This window comes from Micromonospora sp. NPDC005161 (assembly GCF_053599855.1).
Map to the genome: position 1 here is coordinate 1 of NZ_JBSFYQ010000042.1, position 25449 is coordinate 25449.

23 protein-coding genes are annotated in these 25449 nt (G+C 71.9%); 2 read left to right on the forward strand and 21 right to left on the reverse strand.

Translation table 11 applies throughout. The features are described from left to right. Positions 1-163: 163 nt before the first annotated feature. The 8 genes from pyrF to pyrR all read right to left on the reverse strand — a co-directional run bounded on the left by pyrF (position 164) and on the right by pyrR (position 11002). Complete coding sequence (gene pyrF, locus ACWD5O_RS29805; protein ID WP_354964240.1) at positions 164-1000, reverse strand: orotidine-5'-phosphate decarboxylase; 837 nt, start codon at positions 998-1000, stop codon at positions 164-166. Between the two features lie 59 nt (positions 1001-1059). After that, positions 1060-2334 (reverse strand): adenosylmethionine--8-amino-7-oxononanoate transaminase, encoded by a 1275-nt coding sequence (locus tag ACWD5O_RS29810; RefSeq protein WP_450087342.1) that lies wholly within the window; start codon positions 2332-2334, stop codon positions 1060-1062. A 346-nt stretch (positions 2335-2680) separates the two neighbouring features. Further along, positions 2681-3721 carry a quinone-dependent dihydroorotate dehydrogenase gene (locus ACWD5O_RS29815; protein WP_450087343.1) on the reverse strand — a complete coding sequence of 347 codons (1041 nt, stop codon included), beginning with the start codon at positions 3719-3721 and terminating at the stop codon, positions 2681-2683. After that, positions 3718-7065, reverse strand: coding sequence for a carbamoyl-phosphate synthase large subunit (gene carB, locus ACWD5O_RS29820; RefSeq protein ID WP_450087344.1), 3348 nt, complete (start codon positions 7063-7065; stop codon positions 3718-3720). Before carB ends, ACWD5O_RS29815 begins: the two co-directional genes overlap by 4 nt. Then, on the reverse strand, positions 7058-8221 hold the full coding sequence (carA, locus tag ACWD5O_RS29825; protein WP_450087345.1) for a glutamine-hydrolyzing carbamoyl-phosphate synthase small subunit: 1164 nt from the start codon (positions 8219-8221) through the stop codon (positions 7058-7060). Before carA ends, carB begins: the two co-directional genes overlap by 8 nt. Then, positions 8221-9498, reverse strand: a complete 1278-nt coding sequence (locus tag ACWD5O_RS29830) for a dihydroorotase (protein ID WP_450087346.1) — start codon at positions 9496-9498, stop codon at positions 8221-8223. Before ACWD5O_RS29830 ends, carA begins: the two co-directional genes overlap by 1 nt. Beyond that, positions 9495-10421: an aspartate carbamoyltransferase catalytic subunit gene (locus tag ACWD5O_RS29835; protein WP_354964234.1), complete on the reverse strand. Its 927-nt coding sequence runs from the start codon at positions 10419-10421 to the stop codon at positions 9495-9497. The genes ACWD5O_RS29830 and ACWD5O_RS29835 overlap by 4 nt, the downstream gene beginning before the upstream one ends. After that, complete coding sequence (gene pyrR, locus ACWD5O_RS29840) at positions 10418-11002, reverse strand: bifunctional pyr operon transcriptional regulator/uracil phosphoribosyltransferase PyrR (RefSeq protein WP_354964233.1); 585 nt, start codon at positions 11000-11002, stop codon at positions 10418-10420. The genes ACWD5O_RS29835 and pyrR overlap by 4 nt, the downstream gene beginning before the upstream one ends. Before the next feature lie 288 nt (positions 11003-11290). Here pyrR and bldD point away from each other — a divergent pair, with 288 nt between their 5' ends. Next, positions 11291-11779, forward strand: coding sequence for a transcriptional regulator BldD (gene bldD, locus ACWD5O_RS29845; RefSeq protein ID WP_007458348.1), 489 nt, complete (start codon positions 11291-11293; stop codon positions 11777-11779). Positions 11780-11853: 74 nt separating this feature from the next. On the opposite strand, the gene nusB is transcribed toward bldD, so the two are convergent. The 5 genes from nusB to ACWD5O_RS29870 form a co-directional block, all read right to left on the reverse strand. Beyond that, a complete protein-coding gene (nusB, locus tag ACWD5O_RS29850; protein WP_450087380.1) occupies positions 11854-12264 on the reverse strand; it encodes a transcription antitermination factor NusB in 411 nt (136 codons plus the stop codon). A 23-nt stretch (positions 12265-12287) separates the two neighbouring features. Then, positions 12288-12845, reverse strand: a complete 558-nt coding sequence (gene efp, locus ACWD5O_RS29855; protein WP_450087347.1) for an elongation factor P — start codon at positions 12843-12845, stop codon at positions 12288-12290. A 655-nt stretch (positions 12846-13500) separates the two neighbouring features. Further along, positions 13501-13932: a type II 3-dehydroquinate dehydratase gene (gene aroQ / locus ACWD5O_RS29860; RefSeq protein WP_450087348.1), complete on the reverse strand. Its 432-nt coding sequence runs from the start codon at positions 13930-13932 to the stop codon at positions 13501-13503. Beyond that, positions 13929-15008, reverse strand: a complete 1080-nt coding sequence (gene aroB, locus ACWD5O_RS29865; protein ID WP_450087349.1) for a 3-dehydroquinate synthase — start codon at positions 15006-15008, stop codon at positions 13929-13931. The genes aroQ and aroB overlap by 4 nt, the downstream gene beginning before the upstream one ends. Positions 15009-15018: 10 nt before the next feature. Beyond that, entirely contained in the window at positions 15019-16017 is a 999-nt protein-coding gene (locus tag ACWD5O_RS29870) for a helix-turn-helix transcriptional regulator (RefSeq protein ID WP_450087350.1), read from the reverse strand. A 79-nt stretch (positions 16018-16096) separates the two neighbouring features. Between ACWD5O_RS29870 and ACWD5O_RS29875 the strand changes: the two genes are divergently transcribed. After that, positions 16097-16825: an alpha/beta fold hydrolase gene (locus tag ACWD5O_RS29875; RefSeq protein ID WP_354964229.1), complete on the forward strand. Its 729-nt coding sequence runs from the start codon at positions 16097-16099 to the stop codon at positions 16823-16825. Positions 16826-16894: 69 nt separating this feature from the next. Here ACWD5O_RS29875 and ACWD5O_RS29880 read toward each other — a convergent pair whose 3' ends face one another. The 8 genes from ACWD5O_RS29880 to ACWD5O_RS29915 form a co-directional block, all read right to left on the reverse strand. Next, on the reverse strand, positions 16895-17398 hold the full coding sequence (locus ACWD5O_RS29880) for a shikimate kinase (RefSeq protein ID WP_450087351.1): 504 nt from the start codon (positions 17396-17398) through the stop codon (positions 16895-16897). Further along, positions 17398-18576 (reverse strand): chorismate synthase, encoded by a 1179-nt coding sequence (gene aroC / locus ACWD5O_RS29885; protein ID WP_450087352.1) that lies wholly within the window; start codon positions 18574-18576, stop codon positions 17398-17400. The genes ACWD5O_RS29880 and aroC overlap by 1 nt, the downstream gene beginning before the upstream one ends. Before the next feature lie 553 nt (positions 18577-19129). Beyond that, positions 19130-19711 carry a hypothetical protein gene (locus ACWD5O_RS29890; RefSeq protein ID WP_450087353.1) on the reverse strand — a complete coding sequence of 194 codons (582 nt, stop codon included), beginning with the start codon at positions 19709-19711 and terminating at the stop codon, positions 19130-19132. Between the two features lie 204 nt (positions 19712-19915). Continuing rightward, positions 19916-20737: a shikimate dehydrogenase gene (locus ACWD5O_RS29895; protein WP_450087354.1), complete on the reverse strand. Its 822-nt coding sequence runs from the start codon at positions 20735-20737 to the stop codon at positions 19916-19918. Continuing rightward, positions 20737-21930: an endolytic transglycosylase MltG gene (gene mltG / locus ACWD5O_RS29900; RefSeq protein WP_450087355.1), complete on the reverse strand. Its 1194-nt coding sequence runs from the start codon at positions 21928-21930 to the stop codon at positions 20737-20739. The genes ACWD5O_RS29895 and mltG overlap by 1 nt, the downstream gene beginning before the upstream one ends. Further along, complete coding sequence (gene ruvX, locus ACWD5O_RS29905) at positions 21930-22388, reverse strand: Holliday junction resolvase RuvX (RefSeq protein ID WP_354964223.1); 459 nt, start codon at positions 22386-22388, stop codon at positions 21930-21932. Before ruvX ends, mltG begins: the two co-directional genes overlap by 1 nt. A 73-nt stretch (positions 22389-22461) precedes the next feature. After that, a complete protein-coding gene (alaS, locus tag ACWD5O_RS29910; RefSeq protein WP_450087356.1) occupies positions 22462-25140 on the reverse strand; it encodes an alanine--tRNA ligase in 2679 nt (892 codons plus the stop codon). Continuing rightward, on the reverse strand, positions 25137-25442 hold the full coding sequence (locus ACWD5O_RS29915; protein ID WP_354964221.1) for a hypothetical protein: 306 nt from the start codon (positions 25440-25442) through the stop codon (positions 25137-25139). The genes alaS and ACWD5O_RS29915 overlap by 4 nt, the downstream gene beginning before the upstream one ends. Positions 25443-25449: the final 7 nt, after the last annotated feature.

A 25449-nucleotide genomic window follows, 5' to 3' on the forward strand; every position in this document is an offset into this window, starting at 1 on the left:
TCCGGCATCGCCAACCTCCACAACATCATCCTCACCGGCTGACCACCGGCCCGGTGCCGGGCAACGCCTTCACCCAGTTACGAGACATCCCTTAGCGGCCAACGGAGCTTTCGGCAACGTGGACGCGCGATGATCATCGCAAAGTGACCGAGCCGTCAGTCAGTCACCGGGCAGCCAGAACGCCCCGGCAGTCGGCCAGCACCCGGTCCGCGGCGGCCCGCAGGGCGGCGACGTCGGGGCCGGCGGACAACACCTCCCGGGAGTACGACGGGAGCACCGCGGCGAGGCTCGGACCGAAGACGGTCCGCAGATCGGCAGCACCGGCACCCTGCGCGCCGAGCCCCGGCGCGAGCAGCGGACCACCCACCCCGGAGAGGTCGTGACCGGTGTCTCCGATGGTCGCGCCGACCACCAGCCCGAAGCTGCCGAGAGGGGCCGCACCCCTGTTGAGCTGGGAAATCTCGTCGATCACGGTCTGCGCCACGGTGCGCCCGTCGGCCGTGCGGGCCCGCTGCACGGCGGCTCCCTCGGGGTTCGAGGTGAGGGCCAGCACGAACACCCCGCCACCGTGCTCGGCGGCCAGCTTGAACATCGGCGCCAGGGAACCCACCCCCAGGTAGGGGCTCGCGGTGACCGCGTCGACATACAACGGGCTGGATGGATCAAGGTACGCGGAGGCGTACGCGCTGACCGTCGAGCCGATGTCGCCGCGCTTGACGTCCAGCAGAACGAGCGAGCCGGCATCGCGTAACTGTCGGATAGTTGACTCAAGAATCGCCACGCCGCGGGACCCGAAACGCTCGAAAAAGGCCGACTGAGGCTTGACCACCGCAACCCGGTCACCGAGGGCGTCGACCACTGTCCGGGTGAACCTGTCGAGCCCCTGAACGTCGTCGGTGAGGCCCCAGCGGGCCAGCAGACCGGGATGCGGGTCGATGCCCACGCAGAGCGGTCCCCGCTCGCTGACGGCCCGGTGCAGCCGGGTGCCGAAGCTTTCCATCCGGTAGTTCCCCTCTCCTCGTCCGGGCGGCAGCCCGCCACGGGTAGCTCTGAACCGGCTCAGCCGGCCGCCACCGCCGCCGCCACGCCGGACGCGATCCGGGCCAGGTCGGCGTCGCCGGTCACGTACGGCGGCATCGTGTAGATCAGGTCGCGGAACGGCCGCAGCCACACCCCCCGGTCGACCGCCGCCGTGGTGGCCGCGCCGAGGTCGACCTCGTGATCGAGTTGGACCACCCCGATCGCGCCGAGCACCCGCACGTCGGCCACGCCCGGCGTGCCGCGCAGCGGCTCCAGCCCGGCGCGCAGGCCGGCACCGATCCTGGACACCTGCGCCGCCCAGTCCCCGGCCCGCAGCAGCCCGATGGACGCGTTGGCCACTGCGCAGGCCAACGGGTTGCCCATGAAGGTCGGCCCGTGCGCCAGCACGCCGCTGGCGGAGATCGCCTGGGCCACCCGGGGGGTGCAGAGGGCCGCCGCGAGGGTCAGGTAACCGCCGGTGAGCGCCTTGCCCACGCACATCACGTCCGGGGTCACCCCGGCGTGCTCGGCGGCGAACATCGTGCCGGTACGGCCGAAGCCGGTGGCGATCTCGTCGAAGATCAGCAGGATCCCGTGCGCCTGGGTCACCTCCCGCAGCACCCGCAGGTACCCCGGATGGTGGAAACGCATCCCGCCGGCGCCCTGCACCACCGGTTCGACGATCACCGCGGCCAGTTCGTGGGCGTGCCGCTCGACCGTGTCCACCAGCGCCGCCACGTACGCCTCGTCGGGCGGATCGGCGAACCCGCCCGGCGGAACCGGTGCGAAGACCTGCCGGGGCAGCACGTCGCCCCAGAGGTGGTGCATCCCGCCCTCCGGGTCACAGACGCTCATCGGGTGGAACGTGTCGCCGTGGTAGCCGCCCCGCCAGGTGGCCAGCCGGCGCCGCTGCGGCCGTCCGACGGCCCGCTGGTACTGCAGGCACATCTTCACCGCCACCTCGACGCTGACCGAGCCGGAGTCGGCCAGGAAGACGTGCTCCAGGCCGTCCGGGGCCAGGTCCACCAGGGTCCGGGCGAGCTGTACCGCGGGCTCGTGGGTGAGCCCGCCGAACATCACGTGGCTCATCCGGCCGAGCTGGTCGGTCACCGCCGCGTCCAACGTCGGGTGCCGGTAGCCGTGGATCGCCGCCCACCAGGACGACATCCCGTCCACCAGCTCCCGGCCGTCCGCAAGCCGCAGCCGTACGCCCTCGGCGCTCTGCACCACGTACGGCGGGTTCGCCGGCGGCAGTGAGGTGTACGGGTGCCAGACGTGCGCCCGGTCGGCGGTCAGGATCTCCTCGGGCGTCACGCGCGCTCCTTCATGGCGTTCGCGAGTGGGGCAACGGGCACGGCGGGCCCGGGCCAGGGCGCAGGCGCGGCGGCAGGCGCAGGCGCGGGCGCGGGGACCCACCGGCTGCCTTTGCTCTGCTTCAACGGACGCACCACCCGACGTCCGGATATCGGACGGCGGCCGTTGCGTGGGGTGAAGCAGAGCAAAGGGAACGAGGTGGGCACCCGGCCGGAGCGCCGGACCGGCACCGGGATCGGCACCCGAGCGGACAGCCGAACCGGCGCCGCCCTAGCTGCCGCCCGCCGACCGGGGCCGGGCACCGGACCGGTCAGCGTCCGGCGACCGGCGCCGGGCACCGGACCGGTCACCGCCCGCCGACCGGGGCCGGGGATGGCCCCGGCACGCGGGCGGCGGCGCGGACCAGGGCCGGGCCCCGGTAGATGAAGCCGGTGTAGAGCTGCACCAGGGCGGCGCCGACGTCGAACATCCGAGCCGCGTCGTCCGGGTCCAGCACCCCGCCGACGCCGATGATCGGCAGTCGGCCGCCGGTCTCCCGGTGCACGAAGGCGACCACCTCCCTCGCGCGGCCGGTGAGCGGCCGGCCGGAGAGGCCACCCGCCTGGGCGCCACGCTCGGCGTCCACCGGGGCGAGACCGTCCCGGGCCAGGGTGGTGTTGGTGGCGATCACCCCGGCCGCTCCCCGGGCCAGGCAGACCTCCAGCAGCTCGGCGATCGCCGCCTCGGTCAGATCAGGTGCGATCTTGACCAGCACCGGCTTCTCCCCGACCAGCGCGGCGAGCAGCGCGTCCAGGTGCGCGCGGTCCTGCAACGAGCGCAGCCCCGGGGTGTTCGGTGAGGACACGTTCACCGCGAAGTAGTCGCCGTGCCCGCGCAGCGCCCGGTACGAGGCGAGGTAGTCCTCGACCGCCTCGTCGAGCGGCGTCACCTTGGACTTGCCCAGCGAGATGCCCAGCGGTACGCCGATCGGGCGCGGCAGCGCGGCCAGCCGGGCGGCCAGCGCGGCGGCGCCGGCGTTGTTGAAGCCCATCCGGTTGACCACCGCCTCGCTGGCCGGCAGCCGGAACAGGCGCGGCCGGGGATTGCCCGGCTGGGCGTGCGCGGTGACCGTGCCGACCTCAACGAAACCGAAGCCGAGCGCCGGCCAGGCCGCCAGCGCCGCCCCGTCCTTGTCCATCCCGGCGGCCAACCCGACCGGGTTGGGGAACTCCACGCCGAACACCGTGCGCGGCGCCCGGACCGCGTACCGGGCACGTAGCGCCGCCAGTGCGACCGGCCGCCGAGACAGCGCGGTCAACCGGCGCAGCGTCCACTCGTGCGCCGCCTCCGCGTCCCCACTCCCGATCCGGAACAACCACGGCCGCACCGCCCGCTCGAACACCGTCACTGGGCGGCCCGGAGGGTGGCGTGCAGATCCTGGAGGGGACGGACCTGCATGTCGCCGCGGATCCTGGCCTCGATGCCCATGACCGCCGCGGCGGCACCGGGGACCGTGGTGATGCACGGGATGTCCGCTGTGACCGCGGCGCTGCGGATCTCGTAGCCGTCCGAGCGGGCGCTGGCACCCGAACCCTGCGGCGTGTTGATCACCAGCGCCACGGCGCCGCCGAGGATCAGCGACACGGCGTCGTCTCCCTCGCCGGCCTGGTAGTGCTTGCGGATCTGCTCGCAGGCGATGCCGTGGCGCCGCAGCACCTCGGCCGTGCCGGTGGTCGCCACGATCTCGAAGCCGAGATCCGCCAGGCGCTTGATCGGGAAGATCATGCCGCGCTTGTCCCGGTTGGCCACCGAGACGAAGATCTTCCCGGCGGTCGGCAGTGAGCCGTACGCGGCCGACTGGCTCTTGGCGAAGGCGTGCCCGAAGTTGGTGTCGATGCCCATCACCTCGCCGGTCGACTTCATCTCCGGCCCGAGCAGCGAGTCGATCCCCTTGCCGGAGCGGGTACGGAAGCGCTTGAACGGCAGCACCGCCTCCTTCACCGCGATCGGCGCGTCGGCGGGCATCGTGCCACCGTCCCCGGTCGCCGGGAGCAGCCCCTCGGCGCGCAGTTCGGCGATGCGCGCGCCGAGCGCGATCCGGGCCGCCGCCTTGGCCAGCGGCACCGCGGTCGCCTTGGAGACGAACGGGACCGTCCGCGACGCCCGCGGGTTGGCCTCCAGGACGTAGAGCACGTCGTCCTTGAGCGCGTACTGCACGTTGAGCAGGCCACGGACGCCGACACCGCGGGCGATCGCCTCGGTGTAGCGGCGAACCTCAGCCAGGTGCGAACCGGCGAGGGTGATCGGCGGCAGCGCGCAGGACGAGTCGCCGGAGTGGATGCCGGCCTCCTCGATGTGCTCCATCACCCCGCCGATGTAGACCTCACCGTCGGCGTCGCAGAGCGCGTCCACGTCGATCTCGATGGCGTCATCGAGGAAGCGGTCCACCAGCACCGGGTGGTCCGGGGAGATGTCGGTGGCCCGGCCGATGTAGTCGCGCAGAGTCGGGTCGTCGTAGACGATCTCCATGCCCCGCCCGCCCAGCACGTACGACGGCCGGACCAGCACCGGGTAGCCGATCTCGTCGGCGATCGTCTTGGCCTCGTCGTACGAGGTGGCCATGCCGTGTGCCGGCGCGCGCAGCCCGGCCCGGGCCAGCACCGCGCCGAACGCGCCCCGCTCCTCGGCCAGGTGGATCGACTCCGGGGAGGTGCCGACCACCGGCACCCCGGCGTTCTTGAGCCGCTGCGCCAGCCCCAGCGGGGTCTGCCCGCCCAGCTGCACGATCACACCGACCACGCCCGGCCCGCCGGCCGCCCGGCCGGAGGAGTCCTCGGCGTGCCAGGCCTCCAGCACGTCCTCGAAGGTCAGTGGCTCGAAGTAGAGCCGGTCGGCGGTGTCGTAGTCGGTGGAGACCGTCTCCGGGTTGCAGTTGACCATGACCGTCTCGTAGCCGATGCCCCGCAGCGCCTGAACAGCGTGCACGCACGAGTAGTCGAACTCGATGCCCTGCCCGATCCGGTTCGGGCCGGAGCCCAGGATCAGCACCTTCGGCCGGTCCGACGGCACGACCTCGGTCTCGGAGTCGTACGTCGAGTAGTGGTACGGCGTGCTCGCCTCGAACTCGGCCGCGCAGGTGTCCACGGTCTTGTAGACCGGGCGCACGTCGAGACGGTGCCGCAGCGTACGCACGCCGTCCTCGGCGGCCAGCTCCGGCCGCAGCGCGGCGAGCTGCCGGTCGGACAGGCCGGCCCGCTTGGCCCGGCGCAGCAGCTCGGCGTCGAGCACCGGAGCGTCCACGATCTCCGCGCGCAGCTCAACCAGCGCGGCGATCTGATCCAGGAACCACGGGTCGATCCCACCCGAGGCCGCGGTCACCTCGGCGATCGACGCACCGAGGCGCAGCGCCCGCTCGACGGTGTACAGCCGGCCGTCGTGCGGAATCCGCAGCGCGGTCAGGGTGTTCTCCCGCGTCGCGTCGGCCGGGTCCGGCACCGTCCAGAAGCCGGCTTCCTTCGTCTCCATCGAGCGCATCGCCTTGTTCAGCGCCTCGCTGAAGTTGCGCCCCAGGCTCATCGCCTCGCCCACCGACTTCATCGTGGTGGTCAGCTCCGGGTCCGCGCCGGGGAACTTCTCGAACGCGAACCGGGGAATCTTCACCACCACGTAGTCCAGGGTCGGCTCGAACGCCGCCGGGGTCTTCAACGTGATGTCGTTGGGAATCTCGTCGAGGGTGTAACCGATCGCCAGCTTGGCCGCGATCTTGGCGATCGGGAAGCCGGTCGCCTTGGACGCCAACGCCGAGGAGCGCGACACCCGCGGGTTCATCTCGATCACGACGATCCGGCCGTCGACCGGGTTGACCGCGAACTGGATGTTGCAGCCGCCGGTGTCCACCCCGACCTCGCGCAGCACCGCGATGCCCAGGTCACGCAGGCTCTGGTACTCCCGGTCGGTGAGCGTCATGGCCGGGGCCACGGTGACGCTGTCGCCGGTGTGCACGCCCATCGGGTCGACGTTCTCGATCGAGCAGACCACCACCACGTTGTCGTGCCGGTCGCGCATCAGCTCGAGCTCGTACTCCTTCCAGCCGAGCACGCTCTCCTCGATGAGCACCTCGTGCACCGGGCTGGCGGACAGGCCGTCACCGGCGATGCGGGCCAGGTCCTCCGGGGTGTGCGCCATACCGGAACCCAGGCCGCCCATCGTGAACGACGGCCGGATCACCACCGGCAGGCCCAGCTCGGCAACGGTCGCCTCGACCTCGTCCATCGAGTGGCAGACCCGCGAGCGGGGCACCAGGGCGGTCGGGTCGTCGACGCCGAGGCGGACCCCGGCCTTCGCCACGATCTCCTTGAACAGCTGGCGGTCCTCGCCGCGGTTGATCGCGTCGATGTTCGCGCCGATCAGCTCCACGCCGTACTTGTCCAGCACGCCGGCCTCGTGCAGGGCGACCGCGGTGTTCAGCGCGGTCTGCCCGCCGAGGGTGGCCAGGATGGCGTCCGGGCGCTCCTTGGCGATGACCAGCTCCACGAACTCCGGGGTGATCGGCTCGACGTACGTGGCGTCGGCGAACTCCGGGTCGGTCATGATGGTCGCCGGGTTGGAGTTGACCAGGCTGACCCGGATCCCCTCGCTGCGCAGCACCCGGCAGGCCTGGGTGCCGGAGTAGTCGAACTCGCAAGCCTGCCCGATGACGATCGGCCCGGAGCCGATCACCAGGATGTGCTTGAGATCGGTCCGCTTAGGCATTGCTGCGCCCCTCGCTGTGGATCCGGCCCTCGATGAGCTCGGCAAAGCGGTCGAAGAGGTAGTCCGCGTCGTGCGGGCCGGCCGCCGCCTCCGGGTGGTACTGAACGGTGAAGGCGGGCACGTCCACGGCCCGCAGCCCCTCGACGACGTTGTCATTGAGACAGACGTGCGACACCCGGACGCCACCGAAGTCGGTGTCGATCACCTGATCGGGTACCACCGCGCCGTGCCCCGCGCCGGGCACCTCGACCGCGAAGCCATGGTTGTGGCTGGTCACCTCGACCTTGCCGGTGGCCCGGTCGAGAACCGGCTGGTTGATCCCCCGGTGGCCGTAGCCCAGCTTGTAGGTGCCGAAGCCGAGCGCCCGGCCGAGGATCTGGCTGCCGAAGCAGATGCCGAACAGCGGCACCCGCCGCCGCAGCGCCTCCCGGGCCAGCGCCACCGGGCCGTCGGCGGTGGCCGGGTCGCCGGGGCCGGGCGACAGGAAGATCGCGTCGGCGCCGGTGGCGAGCAGGTCGTCGATGCCCGAGGAGGCCGGCAGCACGTGGGTGGTCACCCCGCGGGCGGCGAGCCGGCGGGGAACGTTGCGCTTGATGCCCAGGTCCAGCGCGGCAACGGTGAACCGGTGCTCGCCGATCGCCTGGACGACGTACGGCTGGGGGGTGGTCACCTCGGTGGAGAGGTCCGCGCCGACCATCTGCGGCGCCTGCCGGACCCGGGCCAGCAGGCTCTGCGGGTCGTTGTCCACGCTGGAGATGCCCACCCGCATGGCGCCCCGCTCACGCAGGTGCCGGGTCAGCGCTCGGGTGTCCACCCCGCTGATGCCGACCACGCCCTCGGTGGCGAGCCGGTCCTCGAGGCTGCCGGTGGCCCGCCAGTTCGAACCGATCCGGGCCGGGTCGCGCACCACGTACCCGGCCACCCAGATGCGGCCGGACTCGTCGTCCTCGCCGTTGACGCCCGTGTTGCCGATGTGCGGCGCGGTCTGCACCACCACCTGCCGGTGGTAAGACGGGTCGGTCAGGGTCTCCTGGTAGCCGGTCATGCCGGTGGTGAAGACCGCCTCGCCGAAGGTCTCCCCCACACTGCCGTACGCCTCACCGGGGAACGTGCGCCCGTCCTCGAGCACGAGGATCGCTGGTCTGCGCTTGACCATTACTTGACAGCCTTTCCGTCCAGGACCGTCGGCTCGCCACGCAGGAAGGTCGCCACGATGCGACCCGGCAGCGTCATGCGGGCGTACGGGGTGTTGCGACTGCGACTGGCCAGCTCCGCCGGCTCGATGGTGCGGCGGGCGGCCGGGTCGATCAGGGTCAGGTTGGCGGGCACCCCGGGCGCCGGGTCGACGCCGTGCCCGGCCAGCCCGGCGATCCGGGCCGGGGCACGCGACATCCGCTCGGCGATCAGGTCCCACTGCGGGCCGAACACGTCCAGCGCGATGGAGAGCGCCGTCTCCAGGCCGAGCATCCCCGGCCGGGCGTACGCCCACTCGCACTCCTTGTCCTCCACGGCGTGCGGGGCGTGGTCGGTGGCGATCACGTCGAGCACCCCGTCGGCGAGGGCGGCACGCAGGGCGGCGACGTCATCGGCGGTACGCAGTGGCGGGTTGACCTTGAAGACCGGGTCGTAGGTCTCCGCCCGCTCGTCGGTGAGCAGCAGGTGGTGCGGGGTGACCTCGGCGGTGACCCGCACCCCGCGCGCCTTGGCGTGGCGCAGCACCTCGACGCTGCCGGCCGTGGAGACGTGGCAGACGTGCAGTCGGCTGCCCACGTGCTCGGCGAGCAGCACGTCCCGGGCGATGATCGCCTCCTCGGCGACGGCCGGCCACCCGATCAGGCCGAGCCGGGTGGAGACCTCACCCTCGTGCATCTGGGCGCCCTCGGTCAGCCGGGGCTCCTCGGCGTGCTGGGCGATGATCCCGTCGAACGCCTTGACGTACTCCAGGGCCCGGCGCATCAGCTTCGGGTCGGCGACGCAGTGCCCGTCGTCGGAGAAGATCCGCACCCGGGCCGCGGAGTCGGCCATCGCGCCCAGTTCGGCGAGGCGCTCGCCGGCCAGCCCGACGGTGACGGCGCCGATCGGCTGGACGTCGACCAGCCCGGCTTCGCGGCCGAGCCGCCAGACCTGCTCGACGACGCCGGCGGTGTCCGCGACCGGGGAGGTGTTGGCCATCGCGCAGACCGCCGTGTAGCCGCCCAGGGCCGCCGCGCGGGAGCCGGACTCGACGGTCTCGGCGTCCTCCCGGCCCGGCTCGCGCAGGTGGGTGTGCAGGTCGACCAGGCCGGGCAGGGCGACCAGCCCGGTCCCGTCGAGCACGGTGGCGTCCGGGGCGGACAGCCCCGGGCCGACCTCGGCGACCACGCCGTCGCGGATCAGCAGGTCGGTCGGCGCGGCGCCGACGACGCTCACGCTGGTGATCAGGTACGCGGTCACCGGTTGTTCCCTCCGAGCAGCAGGTAGAGGACGGCCATCCGCACGGAGACCCCGTTGGTGACCTGTTCGACGATGGTGGAGCGGGGCGAGTCGGCCACCTCGGGGGTGATCTCCATCCCCCGGTTCATCGGGCCGGGGTGCATGACGATCGCGTGATCGGGCAGCCGGCGCATCCGCGGGCCGTCGAGGCCGTAGCGGCGGGCGTACTCGCGGGCGGAGGGGAAGTAGGAGTCGTTCATCCGCTCCCGCTGCACCCGCAGCATCATCACCACGTCCACGTTGGGCAGCACGGAGTCGAGGTCGTAGGAGACGTCGGTGCCGGGTGCGAGCGCCGCGGCGATGTCCACCGGGATGAGGGTGGGCGGGCCGACCAGGGTGACCTTGGCGCCGAGGGTGGAGAGCAGCAGCACGTTGGAGCGGGCCACCCGGGAGTGCAGCACGTCCCCGACCACCGCGACCGACAGGCCGGCCAGCCGGCCCAGCCGGGCCCGCATGGTGTACGCGTCCAGCAACGCCTGGGTGGGGTGCTCGTGGGTGCCGTCACCGGCGTTGACCACCGACCCGTCCACCCAGTTCGCCAGCCGGTGCGGCGCGCCGGAGGCGGGGTGCCGGACGACCACCGCGTCGGCGCCCATGGCCTGCAGGGTCAGCGCGGTGTCCTTCAGGCTCTCGCCCTTGGTGACGCTGGACCCCTTCGCGGAAAAGTTGATCACATCGGCGCTGAGCCGCTTGGCGGCCGCCTCGAAGGAGATCCGGGTGCGGGTCGAGTCCTCGTAGAAGAGGTTCACCACCGTCCGGCCGCGCAGCGCGGGCAGCTTCTTGATCTCGCGGCCGGCGACCGTGGCCATCTCGGCGGCGGTGTCCAGGATCTCGGTGGCGGTGTCGGCGTCCAGGTCCGCGCCGGAGAGCAGGTGCCTGATCATGAGGTGGTCCCCCCGTACAGCTTGACCTCGTCCGTGCCGTCGGTCTCGGCGAGCGTCACCTTGACGCTCTCGGCGAGCGAGGTCGGGATGTTCTTGCCGACGTAGTCGGCGCGGATCGGCAGCTCCCGGTGACCGCGGTCGACCAGGACGGCGAGCTGCACGGACGCTGGGCGCCCCACGTCGTTGAGCGCGTCGAGCGCGGCCCGGACGGTACGGCCGGAGAAGAGGACGTCGTCGACGAGGATGACCCGCTTGCCGTCGATGCCGCCGGGCGGCAGCTCGGTCGGGCCGATCGCGCGGGTGGCGTGCCGGCGCAGGTCGTCGCGGTACAGGGTGATGTCCAGCACACCGACCGGGACGGCGACGTCCTCGAAGGTGCTGATCCGGGCGGCGAGCCGCCGGGCGAGGGGGGCACCCCGGGTGGGAATCCCGAGCAGCACCGTCTCGGCGGCGCCCTGGGTCTTCTCGAGGATCTGGTGTGCGATGCGGTCGACCACGCGTTGCACGTCGGCGCTGGCGAGGATCACCTTCACCGAGGGTTGTCGCGGTGGTGACGAGCGGGCAGCCGGTGGGTATGCCACGGCGGACCTCCTTCCCCGCCTCACTGGACGGGTCGTTAAAGGATGTCGGGCACCTCCGGCCGGACCGCGGGCGGACCTGGGCCGGGGCTTCACGCCACGTTACCAGTGGTCACCGGGCGGATGGACGGCGGCTGCTGACCAGCGGATCAGGCCGGCGAAATGGGGATAACTCCCCCGCTGCTCCCCAGCGGTAGGGTCACGACCACTTGACCAGGTGTCGCATTCCCCGTACCGTCACGCTCCGTAGCGATCGACGGGAGAACCCCGAGCAGCACTGGGAGTGTCCGAATGCCCTCTGAATACGCCAAATCTCTGGGCGCCCGCCTGCGCTCCATCCGCCAACAGCAGGGTCTCTCCCTGCAGGGCGTGGAGGAGAAGTCGAACGGGCGGTGGAAGGCCGTGGTGGTCGGGTCGTACGAGCGCGGCGACCGTGCCGTGACGGTGTCCCGCCTAGCCGAGCTTGCCGAGTTCTACCGCGTCCCCGTCTCGGAGCTGCTGCCCGACGGCAGCGGGGTCCGTCACGAGCCCACCAGCAAGATCGTCCTGGACCTGGAGCGGCTCTACGACGAGGCCTCCGAGGACCTGGCCTACGTGGCCCGCTACGCTCGCGCCATCCAGCAGCAGCGCGGCGACTACAACGGCCGGGTGCTCTCCATCCGCGCCGACGACCTGCGGGCGCTCGCGATCGTCTACGACGCCTCGCCGTCGGGTCTGATCGAGCGGCTCACCGAGCACGGTGTGCTGGTCGCCGACCCCCGGGCGTTCTTCGCCTCCTGATCCACCGATCCACCGAAAGGGCCCGTGCCGTCCGGCACGGGCCCTTTCGTGGTACGGGTGCTGAGCGGGTGCGCTCAGCGGGTGGCGTACTCGGCGATCCGGCCGAGGATGCCGTTGAGGAAGCGCGGCGAGTCGTCGGTGGACATCTGGCGGGCCAGCTCCACAGCCTCGCTGATCGCCACCGCGTCGTCGATCTCGTCGACGTAGAGCAGCTCGTAGACCGCGATCCGGGCCAGGTTGCGGTCCACCACCGGCATCCGCTCCAGCGTCCAACCCTCGGCGTAGCTGGCGATCAGCTCGTCGATCCGGTTGAGGTGCTCGGCGACCCCCTCGACCAGGCTCGCCGCGTAGCCCAGGTGCTCCGGTCGGGGCTGCTCGATCCGCTGTACGTAGCCGGCGAGTACCTCGACCGGGGGCCGGTCCCGAAGGTCAGCCTCGTAGAGGACGTCCAGCGCCCGCTTGCGCGCCTTGCGACGCGCCGGCATCTGCTGCTTGGGACCCTCTGCCATCAGGAGCGGCCGAGGTAACGGCCGTCGCGCGTGTCGACCTTGATCTTCTCGCCGGTGGTGATGAACAGCGGCACCTGCACGGTCGCGCCGGTCTCGACGGTGGCCGGCTTGTTGCCGCCGGTCGACCGGTCGCCCTGCAGACCCGGCTCGGTGTAGGTGACCTCCAGCACAACGCTGGTGGGCAGCTCGATGTAGAGCGGGACGCCCTCGTGGGTGGCGACGGTCGCCTCGGCCTCGGGGAGGAGGTAGTTGGTCGCCTCACCGACGGTGCCGCCGGGGACGGTGATCTGGTCGAAGGTCTCCAGATCCATGAAGACGTAGTCTTCGCCGTCGGCGTACAGGTACTGCATCGTGCGCTTGTCCACGGTCGCGGTCTCGACCTTGGTGCCCGCGTTGAAGGTCTTGTCGACCACCTTCCCGGACAGCACGTTCTTCAGCGTGGTGCGCACGAACGCACCACCCTTACCGGGCTTGACGTGCTGGAACTCGACGACGGCCCAGAGCTCGCCGTCGAGGTTGAGTACCAGGCCGTTTTTGAGGTCGTTGGTGGAGGCCATTTCCTGCCTTGATCATCAATTGGCGGACAGACCCTAGGAGTCTACTAGGGCGTGTTTCAGAAGTGTCGGTCGAGCCGAGCCGGAGTCCAGGCGTCGTTCGGCAAGGCGGAGCGGTGTCCGGATACCGGTGTTGTATCCGGACACCCCGACAACGCTGCCGGGCGGCGGCTGGGCCCGGCGCAGGCCGGCCAGCACTCCTGAAACACGCCCTAGCTGCGTCGAGGCGCGTTACCCGCCGTCGTTCGGGCGTCGACCGGTGCTGGCGACAGGGACCCGAGAACCGTGACAGATCGTCACGCTGCGCCTCCTGCCGCCCGCCAGCCCCACGCCCTTTGCTCTGCTTCACCGGACGCAACAGTCACGGTCCGTGAGGCGCGGACGATCACCTGACACCCCGACGAAAATCACATATCCGCAGCTCACCGCCTCTGTTGCGTCCGTTGAAGCAGAGCAAAGGACGCGAACCAGGGGCGCTCTCCACCGGCGGGGGTCGGGGCTGCGGATGTCAATCGTGACGCCCGGTGACGAGGAGAGGGCATCACGATGGGTGAGACCTGGCGACTACTCACGAGCAGTCGGCCTCACCGCCGACCAAGCCACCAGGCCACCAGGCCACCACGGCGGCGGGGGCTGCGGGACAGAGCCCGAGTGCTGCTCAGCTGGAGCGGGTGGCCAGGTGGTGCAGGGCGAGTCGGTAGCCGTCGATGCCGAGCCCGCAGATCACGCCGGTCGCCACCGCGGAGATCACCGAGTGGTGCCGGAACTCCTCGCGGGCGTGGATGTTGGAGATGTGCACCTCGACCAACGGCCCGCGCAGCATGGCGCAGGCGTCCCGCAAGGCGTACGAGTAGTGCGACCAGGCGGCCGGGTTGAGCACCACCGCGGCGCCCTCGTCGGCGGCGGAGTGCAGCCAGCCGAGCAGCTCGTGCTCGGCGTCGGTCTGCCGGACCGTCACGTCGAGCCCCAGCTCCCGGCCGGTCCGCTCGCAGAGCGCCACCATGTCGGCGTAGCTGGTCGCGCCGTACACCGCCGGCTCGCGGGTGCCCAGCCGGCCCAGGTTCGGCCCGTTCAACACGTACACCCTCACGCCGTGCCCACCTCCCGGTAGGCGGCCGCGAGCAGCGCGTCGTCCGGGCCCTCGAGCATCGCCGGGCGGGCCAGCCCGTCCAGCACCACGAACCGCAGCCGGCTGCCCCGGGCCTTCTTGTCCACCCGCATCACGGCCAGCAGCTGCGACCAGGCGTCGGCCGGGTAGCTCACTGGCAGGCCGAGCGCGGCCAGGGTGACCCGGTGCCGGTCGGCGGTCGGCGCGTCCAGCCGGCCGGCGAGCCGGGCCAGCGCGGCGGCGTACACCAGGCCGACGGCGACGGCATGGCCGTGCCGCCAGCGGTAGCCCTCGACCTGCTCGATCGCGTGGGCCAGCGTGTGGCCGTAGTTGAGCACCTCCCGCACGCCCGACTCACGCAGGTCACCGGAGACCACGTCGGCCTTGACCCGGATCGCCCGCTCGATCAGCTCCCGGGTGACCGCCCCGCGCGGGTCGGTGGCGGCCGCCGGCTCACGCTCGACCAGATCCAGGATCGCCGGATCGGCGATGAAGCCACACTTGACCACCTCGGCCAGCCCGGCCGCCAGGTCGACCGGGGGCAGACTGTCCAGCGTGGCCAGGTCGGCCAGCACGCCGACCGGCGGGTGGAACGCGCCCACCAGGTTCTTGCCGGCGGTGGTGTTGATCCCGGTCTTGCCGCCGACCGCGGCGTCCACCATGCCCAGCAGTGAGGTGGCCACCGGCACCCAGCGCACCCCGCGCAGCCAGCAGGCCGCGACGAAGCCGGCCAGGTCGGTCACCGCGCCGCCGCCAACACCGACCACCGCGTCGGTACGGGTGAAACCGGCCGCGCCGAGCCGATCCCAGCAGGCGGCGGCAACGTCGATCTGCTTGCCCCCCTCGGCGTCAGGCACCTCGATCGGCAGCGGCTCGACGCCGGCCGCGCGCAGCCGTTCGCCGAGCGCGTCGGCCAGCCCCTTGAGCGGAGGCGCGTGCAGCACCGCCGCCCGGGTCGCGCCGGGCAGCAGCCCGGGCAGTGTGTCCAACAGGTCGCGTCCGACCAGCACGTCGTACGGCCGTTCGCCGCCGACCGGGATCCGGGTCACCTCGTCCATCGCCGGCAGCCTAGTCCAGCGGCCGGCGTGGCGAGGGCGGCCGCCCACCTGCTGGCCGGGCGGCCCAGTCCGCCAGCGCACGGGCGTGCTCGGCCACGGCGGTGCGCAACGCGTCCGGGTGCCGCACGGTGAAGGGGCAGCCCAGCCCGGCCAGCAGCGCCGCCATGCCGGGCAGGCTCTCCGCCCGCGCCCGCAGCAGCACCCCGTCGCCGGTGGCGGTCAGCTCGGCCACGGTGGGCGGGACGCGGCGTCGAACGGTGACCAGGTCGGTCTCCAGCAGCACCTCGACCTCGTGCGTGTAGGGCACGCCGGCCAGCGACCGGGTCACGCGGGCCACCGGGTCGAAGCCGTCCGGCACGGTGAACGTCGCCACTCCGGGCGTCACGGCGCCGATCCGGTCCAGCCGGAAGGTGCGGATTTCCCCGCGCCGGTGGTCGTGGCCGGTGACGTACCAGCGGCCCGCGTGGAAGACCAGCCCGTACGGGTCGAGCTCGCGGTGCGACCGTTCACCTCGCCAGGAGCGGTAGTCCAGCGCCACCCGCTGTCGGTGCCGGGCGGCCGCGGCCAGGGTGAGCAGGGTGCCGGACGCCGGCCCCCGTTCCGGCTCCGTACGCCGCAGGGTAAAGCCGAGATGTTCCTGCACGGCGGTCAGCCGGTCGGCGAGCGCCACCGGCAGCACCCGGCGGATCTTGGCCAGCGCGGTGGCGGTGGCCGGCAGTTCGGTGGCCAGCCCGACCCGTTCGGCGACGACCAGACCGAGCAGCACGGCCACCGCCTCGTCGTCGGTGAGCATCAGGGGCGGCAGCTTGTACCCGGGGTGCAGCCGGTAGCCGCCGTAGCGGCCCCGGTCGGCGATGACGGGGATGCCCAACTCGACCAGGGTGGCCGCGTACCGGCGCACGGTGCGCTCGTCCACGCCGAGCCGGCCCGCGAGATCAGCGGCCGTCGCCCGGTGCCGGGTCTGCAGCAGTTCGAGCAGGGCCAGCACGCGGCCGGCGGGATGCGACACCGACAACTCCTCGAAACCGGGCGGATTCTGTCCGGTTTCGATCGTACGGTCATCCGGTAACCGAGAGAAGGAGCGACAGATGGCGACGTTCGTGCTGGTGCCGGGTTTCTGGTTGGGCGCCTGGGCGTGGCGGGACGTGACCGCGGCGCTGCGCGCGCAGGGGCACGAGGTGTATCCGATGACGCTGACCGGGTTGGCCGAGCGGGACCACCTGGGCGGGCCGGAGGTGGGCCTGGAGACGCACACCGCGGACATCGTCCGGCTGATCGAGGTCGAGGACCTGCGCGAGGTGCTGCTGGTCGGGCACTCCGGCGGCGGCATGCCGGTCGCCCAGGCGGCAGACCGCATCCCGGACCGGATCGCCCGGGTGGTCTACGTGGAGAGCGGGCCGCTGCCAGACGGCGTCGCGCAGTTCGACACCGTGCCGCCGGAGGAGCAGGAGAAGCTTCGGGCCGCGATCGGCACCGGCCACCTGCTGCCGCCACCGGCCTTCGACCCGGACGCCGACCCGACCAACCTGGCCGGGCTGGACGAACCGACGCTGGCCCTGCTGCGTGCCCGGGCCACCCCGCAGCCGCTGCGGGCCGCCACCGAACCGGTGCGCCGCACCGGCGGTCGCCCGGTCCCGACCGCGCTGGTCGCCAGCACCTTCCCGCTGGCGGTGGTGCGGCAGATGATCGCCGAGCGGCACCCGTTCTTCACCGGGTTGGCCGGTGGCCAGCTGTTCGAGCTGCCGACCGGGCACTGGCCGATGCTCAGCGAGCCGAAGGCCCTGGCCGACGTGCTCGACGCCGCCGCCCGAGGCTGAGGAGAGGCCCCGCGAACGGGGAACCGGCCCGCCCGCCGCCCGGCCGGTCGCGCGCCGGCCGGGCCGGCGTCAGCGGGTGAGCAGCGCGGCGATCTCGGCGACGATCTCCGCCGGGGTCCGGCCGTCGGTGGCCACCGTCGCGGTGGCCACCTCCGCGTACAGCGGCCGGCGCTGGTCCATCAGGTGCTTGAGGGTGGCCCGCGGGTTGATCGCCAGCAGTGGGCGGCCGGCGCCCAGCCCGACCCGCTTCACCGCGTCGGGCAGCTCGACCGAGAGGTGCACCACCCGGTGCCCGACCAGGGCGGCGCGGGTCTCCTCGGCGAGAACCGCGCCGCCGCCGAGGGCGAGCACCCCCGCGCTGGCAGCCAGCGCCGCGGCCACCGCCGCCCGTTCGAGGGTACGGAAGTGCTCCTCACCCTCGTCGATGAAGATCTCCGGGATGGGCTTGCCGGCCATCCGCTCGATGTCGGTGTCGGTGTCGCGGAACTCCACCCCGAGGGCCGTGGCGAGCGCCTCCCCGACCGTGGTCTTGCCGCAGCCGGGCGCACCGACCAGGACGACGACCGGCGCCATCAGCGGATGACCAGCGCGTCGAGGTAGCCGATCACGTTGCGGCGGATCTCGGCGACCGAGTCCCCGCCGAACTTCTCGGTGGCCGCTTCGGCCAGCACCAGCGCGACCATCGCCTCGGCGACCACCGCGGCGGCGGGAACCGCGCAGACGTCCGAGCGCTGGTTGATCGCCGTGGCCGGCTCGCCGGTGGTGACGTCCACGGTGGCCAGGGCCCGGTTCAGCGACGAGATGGGCTTCATCGCGGCACGGACGCGCAGCGGCTCACCGGTGGTGATGCCGCCCTCGAGCCCTCCAGCCCGGTCGGTGACCCGGCGGACGCCGGTCGCCGACGGGATGATCTCGTCGTGCGCCTCGGAGCCGCGGGACCGGGCCTGCTGCCAGCCGTCGCCGATCTCCACACCCTTGATCGCCTGGATCGACATCAGCGCGGTGGCCAGTCGGGCGTCGAGCTTGCGGTCCCACTGCACGTGGCTGCCCAGCCCCGGCGGCACCCCGTACGCCAGCACCTCGACCACGCCGCCGAGGGTGTCGGCGGCCTTCTTCGCGGCGTCCACCTCGGCGACCATCAGCGCGCTGGCCTCCGGGTCGAGGCAGCGCAGCGGGTCGGCGTCGATCCGGGCGGCGTCCTGCGGGCTCGGGCGCAGCCCGGACTTCGCGGCCACCGGGCCTAGCTCGACGACGTGCGAGACGATCTCGATGCCGAGCGCCTGCCGGATCAGCGCCTTGGCGACCGCGCCCACGGCCACCCGGGCCGCGGTCTCCCGGGCGCTGGCCCGCTCCAGGATGGGCCGGGCGTCGGTGTGGCCGTACTTCTGCATGCCGGCCAGGTCGGCGTGGCCCGGCCGGGGGCGGGTCAGCGGCGCGTTGCGGGCCTGCCGGGCCAGCTCGTCGGGGTCCACCGGGTCGGCGGCCATCACCGTGCGCCACTTCGGCCACTCGGAGTTGCCCACCCGGATCGCCACCGGGCTGCCCAGGGTGACGCCGTGCCGCAGGCCGCCGAGCACGTCGACCTCGTCCCGCTCGAACGACATCCGGGCGCCACGGCCGTAGCCCAGCCGCCGGCGGGCCAGCTCGTCGGCGATCTCGGTGGTGCTCACCTCGATGCCGGCCGGCACCCCCTCCAGCAGCGCGACGAGGGCGGGACCGTGCGATTCACCTGCAGTCAACCAGCGCAACACAGCGGTCAGTCTGTCACGGCCGGTGGCCGCCCCGACGTGCCGCCCGGCGCGTCCCGCCCTGCGGACGCGGACGTTGACGCGAACCTCGACGTGTGGGAGTGGTCGCTGGAAACTGCTGATGAGCACTGATGGAACGACTTCATTGGGCTGGGTAGCTGGAAGCGCTACTGCTCGGGCCGCTTCTCACCCCCACCGGCCAGATGTTCGCATCGCGTTGGTCCGAGCGAGCAGGCACCGGGACGGAGGTGGGCGCTTGGTCAAGGTCGAGCCGGGACAACGACGGCGGCCCCGGTGATCGTCGGTCGGCGGTTCCATTTGGCTCCAACGGGTGTGCGAGGGCTCGGACGGAGCTGTCCGCCGCGGGTTGCGGGGTGAGGTCGATCGGGACCCACCTCCCGTCCTGCCGCATCCGGACCGGACCGGCGTGAACCTTCGCCTCGATCTGCCCGTTGGGGTGGGCGACGTACTCAGCCAACTCCGTGTCATGCCGGTGATCCGGACCAGCTGGCCGGTCATCCGGGCGGTGACGAGAGCAGCGATCTCGTCCGGATGCTCAAGTACCTCGGCCGGCTTGGGACGAGGTGCCGCTTCGGCTCGCTAAGCGGGCACCTCGGAGATGCTCGTCACGAGGCTTGCCACCAGGGCGACAGTCGCTGCCCGACCCCACCGAGACCTGACGAATCTTCCCCAGCTGGCGACGATCGCCGATCGGGGGCCGCTGGGCCCAGGCGCCCGCCCCCGCGGCGCTGCCCTGCGCTGGGTGCGCCCGCACCCGCGAGGCGAACTGCTGCCAGGCGTACACCCGCAGGGTGGCCCGGACGTTCACTGCGTCGGCGGGCAGGCCGCGCACCGCGAACTCCAGCAGCGCGTCGCGCTGGCCGTTGCGGTTGCCGTCGCAGAGTCGCGGGCAGCTGGCCAGCGTCGTCTTGACGCCGTTGTCGCCGTCCTGCGCGACCTGCGTGGCGGTGGTGTCCGCCGCCGCGGTCAGCACGATCGGTGACACCTCCGCCGCCGTCAGCGGCATCATCGTGGCCACCACGCCGGCGACCACGCCGGCACTCAGGACACTGAGGACGACGGCCTTGCGTCGCTTTCCTGCACCCGGTGCGGCGTGGTCGACTCCGTGCCTGCTCAAGGAACACTCCCTGTCTAGGCGGCGATTACCGGCAGCAGCGTATCGACCGGCGACACTCGTGGCGCGCAGGAAACCGAACCTACGACACGACTTAACCAAAGCATAAGAGAGGTCGCGTACAGGCAAGCAGGGCCGGCAAACGACCTGGCGGCGCGTCGGTTACGCCCACCTGGTCGGCGGACCCGGACGGCGGCGTCGCCCAACTCAGCGCCGGGCCGCGGCGAGCGCCGCACGCATCGCCTCGACCGGCGCGGGCACCCCGGTGAACTGCTCGAACTGGCCCACCGCCTGGGCGAGCAGCAGGTCGAGTCCGGACACCACCGGGCAGCCGGCGGCGAGCGCGGACGCGGCCAGCGGTGTCGGCCACGGATCGTAGAGCGCCTCGAAGAGCACGGTGGACGGTCGCCAGTGAACCGTCCCAGCAAGCGGGTCGGCAACCCCCTTCGGCACGGTCGAGACCACGACGTCGGCACCGGCCCGCGCGGCCGCGTGCTCCCAGGCCACTCCCGTCAGCTCCACCCCGACCGCCGCCGCCACCGGTCGCAGCTCGTCGACCGCCACCGCCCGCCGGGCCACCACGGTCGTGGAGGTCGCACCGAGTCGGGCGGCGGCGGCCAGGGCCGCGCGGGCGGTGCCGCCGGCGCCGAGCACGGTGACGCTGGCGCCGGGCGTCACCCCGGCCACGGTGAGCACCTGGACCATGCCCGCGACGTCGGTGTTGTCCGCGTACCAGGAGCCGTCGGGCCGGCGTACCAGCGTGTTGGCCGCGCCGACGGCGAGGGCGACCGGCGACGCCTCCGCGGCCACCGCGAGCGCCGCCTCCTTGCCCGGCATGGTCACCGACAGCCCGGCCCACTCCGGGCCGAGGCCGGCGACGAGGTCCGCCAGCTCCGCCGCCGCGCACTCGATCCGGGTGTACGACCACCCGACCAGCCCGGCCGCCGTGTAGCCGGCGGTGTGGATCACCGGGGAGAGGGAGTGCGCGATCGGCTTGCCCACCACCGCCGCCCGTCGTCGCAGCGCCATCAGATGATGCCGGCCTCCCTGGCCTTGGCCTTATTGCGCTCGTGCTGCTCGGACGTCTCGGCGAACTCGGAGTGGCCCTGCTTGTCGATCGCCACGAAGAAGACCCACTTGCCCGGTGGCGGATCCATCGCACCTTCCAGGGCCTGCTTGCCTGGGTTGTTGATCGGGGTGGGGATCAGGCCCCGCAGCTTGCGGTTGTAGGGGTTCTTCGGGTCGGTCAGCTCGGCTTCCGTCATGTCCGCGGACCTCTTGGTCGGTTTGCCGATCGACTCCAGGTAGTAGTTGACCGTGACGTCCATCTCCAGGCAGTTGCAGGGGAACTCCCCGTATACCCGGTTGTAGGCCACCCGGGCGACCTTGCCCAGGTCGTCCTTGTTGCCTGCCTCGGCCTGGGCCAGCGAGGACACGATCAGCGCCTCGTACGGGCTGACCTTGCGTTCCTTCTGCACCCGATCGGCGAACTTCATCTCGCCGGTCACCGACAGGAAGTTGTCCACCATGAGCTTGAGGATGCTCTCCGCGGTGGCCTTGGGCGGGATCTCGTACGTGTCCGGGTAGAGGAAGCCCTCGACGGACTTGACGACCTTCTTGCCGTCGTCGCGCTTGAACCACCATGCCGGGACGCCGAGCCCCTCCGGGTCCTTCGCGGCGGTCTGGAAGTCCTTGACCGGGATCTTGGTCTTCTCGGAGAGCAGCTTGTAGATGTTCAAGCTGGTGCGGCCCTCGGGGATGGTCAGGCCGTTGACGATCTTGTTTTTCAGGTCGAGCATCGCGGTGACGGCGCTCGCGCCGCTCATCTGCTTGCGCAGCTTGTACGTGCCCGGCTGGATGTTCTTGCTGCGCGAGTTCGCCTCGGCGGCCTCGACGAACGCCTTCTGGCTCTTCACCACGTCGGCGGTGACCAGCGCGTCGGCCATGTCGGCGAGCAGTGCGCCCTGCTTGATCTCGACGGTTACCTCACCGGCGCCGGCGCCGTCGTAGTCCGGGGTGACGAAGTAGTTCTGGATCCGGTCGAAGCCGTAGAAGGCTCCGCCGCCGATGCCGCCCAGCAGGAACAGGGCCAGCAGCAGGGCCAGGAATGTCTTGCCCCGACCCCCGGACCCGCCCTTGCGCTTGCGGACGAAGCCGTGCCGGTGCCGGCCCTTCTGCCCCCGCTCCGGCTCGTCGAACCCAAGATCCAGATCGTCGATCATTACGTCCGCCTCCGCTGCGCGTCCAGCCAGCTCTGCAGAATCTCCACTGCGGCCGCCTGGTCGACAACCGCACGTTGACGCTTGCCCCGAACGCCACGCTCGGCAAGCCTACGAGAAGCGACCACGGTCGACATCCTCTCGTCAGTGAGCGTTACCGGGACGGGCGCTATCACATCGACCAGTCGGTCAGCGTACGCCTTCACGTGGACAGCCGCCGGGCCGTGCTTCCCGGCGAGATTGACCGGAAGGCCGACGACAACCTGGACGGCCTCATGCTCGGCCACCAGCGCCGCCAGCTCGGCGAGGTCGCTCGGCACCGCGTCCGGCGCCGCGGTCAGGTCGCGGGCCAGGGTGACCAGCGGGACCGCCAGCACGCCGTCCGGGTCCGAGCGGGACACCCCCACCCGGACCTGACCGACATCCACCCCGATCCGCACCCCGCGCGTCAGCTCAGTCACCGATCGTCACCTCTGGGCGCGGACGAACCAGGGCGGACCGATCGGCCCGCCCTGGTCGAACAATGGTCGTCCATCACGCCTCGGTGACCGCCTTCTCGACGGTGAGCAACAGGTTCGGCGCCTCGGCCGCCGGCAGGCCGCCACCCTGGGCCAGATCGGGGCTACCCCCGCCGCGCCCGGAGAACGCCGCCTTCACCAGATCCGAGGCGGCCAGGCCCCGACTGCGAGCGGCCTGGTTGACCGCCACCACCAGGGACGCCTTGCCGTTCGCGCGAGCCGCCACCGCGACCACCGCCGGCCGCGACGGGTCGATCTTGCCGCGGATCTCCTGGGCCAGCGTCCGCACATCGTTGCCGGCCGCGCCCTCCGGCGCCTCGGTGCCCACGTACGCCACCCCGCGCACGTCCCTGGCCTGGGCGGCGAGCGCCGCCGCCCCGCCCAGCACCAGCTGGGCGCGCAGCTTCTCCAGCTCCTTCTCCGCGTCCCGGAGCTGGGTGACGGTCTGCTCCACCCGGTCGGCGACCTGGTCGTTCGGCACCCGGTACAGCTCGGCCAGGCGGGAGACCAGCAGGTGCTCGCGGGCCAGGAAGCCGAAGGCGTCCATGCCGACCAGCGCCTCGACCCGACGGACGCCGGAGCCGATCGACGACTCGGAGAGGATCTTCACCAGGCCGAGCTGCGCCGAGCGGGCCACGTGCGTGCCGCCGCACAGCTCCCGGGCGTAGTCGCCCACCTCGACGACCCGCACCTCCTCGCCATACTTCTCGCCGAAGAGCGCCATCGCCCCGATCCGCCGCGCCTCGTCCAGCGACGTGATGAAGGCGTGCACCTCCAGGTCGGCCAGGAGCACCTCGTTGACCTGCTGCTCCACGTCGTGCAGCACGCTCGGCGACACACCGGTCGGGGTGTTGAAGTCGAACCGCAGGCGGCCCGGCGCGTTCAGCGAACCCGCCTGGGTGGCCGAGTCGCCGAGGAAGTTGCGCATGGTCTGGTGCACCAGGTGGGTCGCGGTGTGCGACCGGGAGATCGCCCGCCGCCGGGTGGCGTCGATCTCCGCGAAGCCGGTCTCGCCTGCACGCACCTCACCCCGGATCACCCGGGCCCGGTGCACGATCAGGCCGGGCACCGGCTGCTGCACGTCGAACACCTCGATTTGACCACCGCCCACGGTGATCATGCCCTGGTCGGGCTGCTGACCACCGCCCTCGGCGTAGAACGGGGTCGTGTCGAGCACCAGCTCGATGGTGTCGCCCTCGGTCGCCGCCTGGCGCGGGCCGTCCTCGCCGAGCAGCGCCCGCACCCGCGACTCGCGCGCCACCTCGCTGTACCCGGTGAACGTCACCGGGCCGTCCGCGTCGAGCACCGACCGGTACGCCGACACGTCGGTGTGCCCGGTCTTGCGGGCCTGCGCGTCCGCCTTCGCCCGGGTCCGCTGGTCGGCCATCAGCCGGCGGAAGCCCTCGTCGTCGACGCGAAGGCCCTGCTCCGCGGCGATCTCCAGGGTCAGGTCGATCGGGAAGCCGTACGTGTCGTGCAGCTGGAACGCCTTCGCCCCGGACAGCGCCGCGCCGCCCGCGGTGCGGGTCTCGGCGATCGCCGTGTCCAGGATCGTGGTGCCGGCGCGCAGCGTCGAAAGGAAGGCTTCCTCCTCGGCGTACGCGTACTGCGAGATGCGGTCGAAGTCGGTCGCCAGCTCCGGGTACGACGGCGCCATGCAGTCCCGGGCCACCGGCAGCAACTCGGGCAGCGCCCTCTCCTGCCAACCGAGCAACCGGATCGACCGGATCGCCCGGCGCATGATCCGACGCAGCACGTAACCGCGCCCCTCGTTGCTCGGGGTCACGCCGTCGCCGATCAACATCAGCGCGGTCCGCACGTGATCGGCGATCACCCGCAGCCGGACGTCGTCCGGGTGCGACTCGCTGGCCACGTGGCCAGAGTGCGCGCCGTAGCGCTTGCCGGTCAGCTCAGCCGCCCGGGCCAGGATCGGCCGGACCTCGTCGATCTCGTAGAGGTTGTCGACGCCCTGCAGGATCGAGGCCATCCGCTCCAGGCCCATGCCGGTGTCGATGTTCCTCGCCGGCAGGTCACCCAGGATCGGGTAGTCGTCCTTGGTGGTGCCCGGACCCCGCTCGAACTGCATGAAGACGAGGTTCCAGAACTCCATGTAGCGGTCCTCGTCGACCGCCGGGCCGCCCTCGCGGCCGTACTCCGGGCCCCGGTCGTAGAACAGCTCCGAGGACGGGCCGCACGGCCCGGGAATGCCCATCGACCAGAAGTTGTCCGCCTTGCCCCGGCGGACGATCCGCTCGGCCGGCACGCCGATCGAGCGCCAGATCTCGAACGCCTCGTCGTCGTCGAGATAGATGGACGGCCAGACCCGCTCCGGGTCGAGGCCGTACCCGCCCTGGTCCTGCGGCTTGGTGATCAGCTCCCAGGCGAGCGGGATCGCCCCCTCCTTGAAGTAGTCACCGAAGGAGAAGTTGCCGTTCATCTGGAAGAACGTGCCGTGTCGGCTGGTCTTGCCGACCTCGTCGATGTCCGGGGTGCGGATGCACTTCTGCACGCTGACCGCCCGCTGGTACGGCGGGGTCTGCTGGCCCAGGAAATATGGGACGAACTGCACCATACCGGCGTTGACGAACAGCAGGTTCGGGTCGCTGATGGCGGGCAGCGGAGCGGACGGCACCACGGCGTGGCCGTTCGCCTCGAAGTGGGCGAGGTACCGCCGCTTGATCTCCGCCGTCTTCATCGCTGGTGTTCCTCCGGAAAGATTTCTCGATCACCGATCCGCGGGTCCTCCCGCAACTCGGCGAACTGGTCGTCGAACGCCTCACCCTGGGCGAACGCCTGGTGGATCTCCTGCTCGCGCTCGGCCATCCCGACCCGAACGTCCTCCACGAAGCTACGCAGCGATTCGACCAGCCCGCCAGCGGATTCCGACAACGTGCTGGCGATGCCGGCCGGGGTGTACGCCTGCGCGGTCCGGGTCGCCTTGCGGACCACCACCACGCCGACGGCCAGACCGATGCCGAGCCAGAACAACCGCCTCATGTCTCGC

Bases quoted from the DNA above. Each gene is read 5' to 3' on its own strand.
- pyrF (WP_354964240.1), bottom strand. From the start codon at position 1,000: ATGGAAAGCTTCGGCACCCGGCTGCACCGGGCCGTCAGCGAGCGGGGA.
- carB (WP_450087344.1), bottom strand. From the start codon at position 7,065: ATGCCTAAGCGGACCGATCTCAAGCACATCCTGGTGATCGGCTCCGGG.
- carA (WP_450087345.1), bottom strand. From the start codon at position 8,221: ATGGTCAAGCGCAGACCAGCGATCCTCGTGCTCGAGGACGGGCGCACG.
- ACWD5O_RS29835 (WP_354964234.1), bottom strand. From the start codon at position 10,421: ATGATCAGGCACCTGCTCTCCGGCGCGGACCTGGACGCCGACACCGCC.
- bldD (WP_007458348.1), top strand. From the start codon at position 11,291: ATGCCCTCTGAATACGCCAAATCTCTGGGCGCCCGCCTGCGCTCCATC.
- nusB (WP_450087380.1), bottom strand. From the start codon at position 12,264: ATGCCGGCGCGTCGCAAGGCGCGCAAGCGGGCGCTGGACGTCCTCTAC.
- efp (WP_450087347.1), bottom strand. From the start codon at position 12,845: ATGGCCTCCACCAACGACCTCAAAAACGGCCTGGTACTCAACCTCGAC.
- aroB (WP_450087349.1), bottom strand. From the start codon at position 15,008: ATGGACGAGGTGACCCGGATCCCGGTCGGCGGCGAACGGCCGTACGAC.
- ACWD5O_RS29875 (WP_354964229.1), top strand. From the start codon at position 16,097: ATGGCGACGTTCGTGCTGGTGCCGGGTTTCTGGTTGGGCGCCTGGGCG.
- ACWD5O_RS29880 (WP_450087351.1), bottom strand. From the start codon at position 17,398: ATGGCGCCGGTCGTCGTCCTGGTCGGTGCGCCCGGCTGCGGCAAGACC.
- ACWD5O_RS29895 (WP_450087354.1), bottom strand. From the start codon at position 20,737: ATGGCGCTGCGACGACGGGCGGCGGTGGTGGGCAAGCCGATCGCGCAC.
- mltG (WP_450087355.1), bottom strand. From the start codon at position 21,930: ATGATCGACGATCTGGATCTTGGGTTCGACGAGCCGGAGCGGGGGCAG.
- alaS (WP_450087356.1), bottom strand. From the start codon at position 25,140: ATGAAGACGGCGGAGATCAAGCGGCGGTACCTCGCCCACTTCGAGGCG.
- ACWD5O_RS29915 (WP_354964221.1), bottom strand. From the start codon at position 25,442: ATGAGGCGGTTGTTCTGGCTCGGCATCGGTCTGGCCGTCGGCGTGGTG.